Raw genomic sequence first — 3,172 nt, 5'->3', positions numbered from 1 at the left:
GCCCTGCCGTCCCCCGCCCACCCCATGGCCAAAACGGGGTACGGAAAGCGCTCCGTGGGTGGCGAAGACCCGCACGCGGACCCGGACTTCGCACATCTGCTCCCGCGTGACGCCGAGTTCGCCGTCTTCATCGACCACCTCGACGACGGCCACGCCATGGGCTACAAGGTGATCGCGGCTGAGCACCCGCACCACGGCCAGCAGGCCTCACGCGTCTCGATGGGCCGCATCACTCTCGCCGGCCACCTCCGCTGGATCAAGGAACACATCACCGTCGAGGACAACTCGATGCGGTGGGTGACGCGCACGTACTGGTCGCGCACCCGCAGGTCACCGGAATGGTGGGCGAACTTCGCCCGGGAGCGCCACGCCAAGGACGTAACCGAGCACTACCAGTCAGGACTGGCACGTGTGGAGCAAGCGGAGGGAGCTGAGGAGACCGAGGCAACCGCAGTGCCTGCCCAGCAAGCCGACCAGGTGGGCCAGGCGGACCAGGTCGACCAGGTCGAGCCGGACGAACAGACCACCGAGCAGCCCAGCGCCGCCTACCAGACCCTCACTGAAGTCAGCGCCACCGACGCCCGTATGGCCCTGTCCGACAGGGACTGCCGTTCTCTCGAAGCGCTCGCCACCGACTGGCTGTCCCGTGGCGCGACGCCCCACGACATCACCAAGGCCCTGACTGACGGGTTGCCGCCAGCTGTCACCAACCCGGGCGGACTCGCCCGCAACCGATTGGAGAGCAAGATGCCCCCGAAGAAGGCGAAGGTACGGCAGAAGGCCGGCCGCCGTGCCGTCGTGAGCCGCGTGATCATGGCCTGTGGTCTGTGTGACGCGGACGAGCGGACTGAGAAGATCGTCAACGGGCTGTGCCGTGAGTGCCTGGCGCTGTGCGAGCTGGAGGGGCCGGTGTACGAGCCCGTCCCGGAGACGTTCCTGCCCGGCCCTCGCGGCGGCGGCCTTCCTGGCGCGGACGAGGTCGTGGACGTCACGGCCCGCGTGGAGTCCCTTCGTCGTGCCGCTGGTCTCGCGCCGGGGCGGGGGAGCACGAGGTGAACGAGCCGACCGAGGGCGGGCGTCTGACCCCGGAACTCGGCGCGGACCTCGCCGCGCGGCTGCGGACGTACGCGGAGGCCGATTGCCGCTCGGTCGACACCGTGGTGGCGAACGCGGTGGAGGAGTACCTCAGCACCCATCCGAACCACGAGCAAGTGCGCGCCGCCGGTCTCGCTGCGATGCGGGAGTACGAGGCAGAGTACGGGCCCTTCACCGAGGCGGAACGGGCGGAGGCCGATGCGCGGATCGACTGGCTCATGGGACCCGCCGAGGGCGATCAGCGTGATCCTCGGGACGGTGAGACGACAGGCAGGAGCGACGTATGAGCGTGCAGGACGTGCCGGTCAGGGCACCATGGAGTCGAGGAGGCGACGCCATGACCCCCAGGACCGAGCACCGGCCGCAGATGACTGTCGAGGAGTTCGAAGAGCTCGAGCGCCATGCCCCGGAGACCGTGCGGCTGGAGTTCCTCAACGGAAGGGTCCAGGTCAAGCCCGTGACCGATGGCAACCACGATCAGATCATTGCCTGGTTGCAAAGGCTGTGCATGCAGCACCGTCCCGAGCTCTGGCTCTATGGCGATCGCGGCATGAAGGTCGAGCGATACCGCAAGGGGCGGGCACGCCCAGACGGCGTTCTCGCGCCGTTCGGATTCCCGACGGGGCATGGAGACTGGTCCGAGACAACAGGCGTGCTCATGGCAGTGGAAGTCACATCGCATGACTCCGACACCCATCAGCGCGACCGTATCGAGAAACCCGACGGCTACGCGGCCGCCGACATTCCCGTCTACCTCCTCATCGACCGCGACGACCGCTCGGTCGTCGTGTTCAACCAGCCGGAAGGCGGCCGCTACCGGCACGAGGAGAAGCTCCCCTTCGGCGCCACCGTCAAGCTCCCCGACCCCGTGAACATCAGCCTGGACACCGAGCCCCTCAAGGAGCTGGTGGACTGACGATCCTCGGCGTGAGCACAGCGGCCTCTCCACGCGTTCGCCAACGGCACTCGGGGTGTAGCGGGCTACACCCCGGGTTCGGGAGGGCGCTCCCTCGTGAGCGCGGGCCGAGGACGGAATCGTTGATCTCGCAAGGTCAACGACACGGCCGACGGCTCCCGAAGCCACGCTCACGCGAAGGACACTCCCATGAAGTCGCTGCTCTCCTCCAAGCCCGTCCTGTGGTTCCTGTTCCTGTTCAACCTCGTCGTCGCGGCGGTCGCTCCCCTCGTGGTGGACGGTGCGCAGGGGATCGCCACCGCCGTGGGCATGGGGGTCGTGTCCCTGGGGGCCGGGGTCGGTCTGCTGCGGGGGAGTGGTAAGGCGACTGTGTGAGCTCTGAGTGACGGAGGTGTCGCGGTACGTGAGTTGGGGGTGCCCTGGACGCCCCCTGTACGTCCGCTGCACGGGCCCTAACCGGCGCCAGGCGAATCTGGAGTCACTTCCACCGCGGAGAACGAACCGAGAACGCGGAGGGAGCAACCCCACCAGACCGCACTGGAGTTCGCGATGACCCGCAAGGCCCGTATACGCACCGCACTCGTCACCGCCGCAGCCGTCGCCACCGCCGCGACGGTGACCGCCGGTATCAGCGTGGCCTCCCCGGATCACAAGGAGCAGGCGGCCAAGCCCACCAAGAAGCAGGTCACCAGCCTCTTCGACAGATGGAACGCTGCCCTGCAGACGGGAGATGCGCACAAGGTCGCCGACCTGTACGCGAAGGACGCGGTCCTCCTGCCCACGGTGTCCAACAAGGTCCGCACCGACCGCGCCGGCATCGTCGACTACTTCGAGCACTTCCTGGCCAACAAGCCGTTCGGCAAGAAGGTCGAGACGCACGTCAACATCCTCGACCGCAACTCCGCCATCGACACCGGTGTGTACGAGTTCACGCTCACCGACCCCAAGACCGGCCAGAAGCGCGTGGTCGAGGCCCGCTACACGTACGAGTACGAGAAGCGGGGCGGTAACTGGCTGATCGTCAACCACCACTCCTCGGCGATGCCCGAGGGCTGACCGCCGGTCACCTCCACGGGACCCGGTCCGTAAGACCCGGTCCGCAAGACCCGGGGGCTGAGTGCGGGGCGCTATCCCCCCACGCCGCCTCAGCCCCCGATCTCC

Annotated in this window: 5 protein-coding genes; all 5 read left to right on the top strand. The window is 68.0% G+C overall.

Features of this window, described 5'->3' with window-relative positions:
• Nucleotides 1-1,056 (top strand): hypothetical protein (locus FNH08_RS47685; RefSeq protein WP_228034813.1); only part of this gene is annotated, 1,056 nt, incomplete at its 5' end.
• Complete coding sequence (locus FNH08_RS47680; protein ID WP_152778147.1) at nucleotides 1,053-1,382, top strand: hypothetical protein; 330 nt, start codon at nucleotides 1,053-1,055, stop codon at nucleotides 1,380-1,382. The genes FNH08_RS47685 and FNH08_RS47680, both read left to right, overlap by 4 nt.
• A 50-nt stretch (nucleotides 1,383-1,432) precedes the next feature.
• A complete protein-coding gene (locus FNH08_RS47675; protein WP_152778149.1) occupies nucleotides 1,433-2,011 on the top strand; it encodes a Uma2 family endonuclease in 579 nt (192 codons plus the stop codon).
• Nucleotides 2,012-2,200: 189 nt separating this feature from the next.
• Nucleotides 2,201-2,386, top strand: coding sequence for a hypothetical protein (locus tag FNH08_RS47670; protein WP_152778146.1), 186 nt, complete (start codon nucleotides 2,201-2,203; stop codon nucleotides 2,384-2,386).
• A 174-nt stretch (nucleotides 2,387-2,560) separates the two neighbouring features.
• Nucleotides 2,561-3,067, top strand: coding sequence for an SgcJ/EcaC family oxidoreductase (locus FNH08_RS47665; RefSeq protein ID WP_152778145.1), 507 nt, complete (start codon nucleotides 2,561-2,563; stop codon nucleotides 3,065-3,067).
• The last annotated feature ends 105 nt before the right edge of the window (nucleotides 3,068-3,172 follow it).

Origin of the sequence: Streptomyces spongiae, from assembly GCF_009377185.1 — a bacterium.
Classification (GTDB): Bacteria; Actinomycetota; Actinomycetes; order Streptomycetales; family Streptomycetaceae; genus Streptomyces; species Streptomyces spongiae.
Note: the sequence above shows the minus strand (reverse complement) of the source record. Positions and strands in the feature narration are given on the sequence as shown.

Excerpts from the sequence above, each read along its gene's own strand:
- FNH08_RS47670 (WP_152778146.1), top strand. The coding sequence starts at position 2,201 with ATGAAGTCGCTGCTCTCCTCCAAGCCCGTCCTGTGGTTCCTGTTCCTG.
- FNH08_RS47665 (WP_152778145.1), top strand. The coding sequence starts at position 2,561 with ATGACCCGCAAGGCCCGTATACGCACCGCACTCGTCACCGCCGCAGCC.
- FNH08_RS47675 (WP_152778149.1), top strand. The coding sequence starts at position 1,433 with ATGACCCCCAGGACCGAGCACCGGCCGCAGATGACTGTCGAGGAGTTC.